1 pseudogene is annotated in these 599 nt (G+C 45.7%); it reads right to left on the bottom strand.

The annotated features are described in order from the left end of the window. Window positions 1-599, bottom strand: a pseudogene (locus tag FLP08_RS16345) (hypothetical protein); the annotation flags it as partial.

Genomic DNA, 599 nt, shown 5'->3' with positions numbered 1-599 from the left:
CATCGCCATCGTCATCAGCAAAGGTTCCGGCACAATTACATGCAGCATCGTAGACATCATTAACCGTACAGGCATCATTATCATCACAAGGAGTACCTTCTAAAGCAGCATCACATTCATCACAGGCATCTCCAATTCCATCTCCATCGGCATCAACCTGAGTTGGATTGGCATCTGATGGACAGTTATCACAACCATCAGGTACACTATCTCCATCTGTGTCAATTCTATCATCAAAGCCTAAACATATATCACAGCCGTCAGGGATACTATCCCCATCGGCATCAGCAAGATCATCAGATCCAGGACAGAGGTCATTACAATCTGGAATACCATCGCCATCACTATCAGTATCTGATACACCACAACCACAAGTACCAGGATCGGTTTTGTTACCATCATTTGGACAATCATCACAGCCATCAGGTACACTATCTCCATCGGCATCAGCAAGATCATCAGACCCAGGACAGAGGTCGTCGCTGTCACACACGCCATCGCCATCGTCATCAGCAAAGGTTCCGGCACAATTACATGCAGCATCGTAGACATCATTAACCGTACAGGCATCATTATCATCACAAGGAGTACCTTCTAAA

Source organism: Christiangramia aestuarii (assembly GCF_009735585.1).
Classification (GTDB): domain Bacteria; phylum Bacteroidota; class Bacteroidia; order Flavobacteriales; family Flavobacteriaceae; genus Christiangramia; species Christiangramia aestuarii.
Note: the sequence above shows the minus strand (reverse complement) of the source record. Positions and strands in the feature narration are given on the sequence as shown.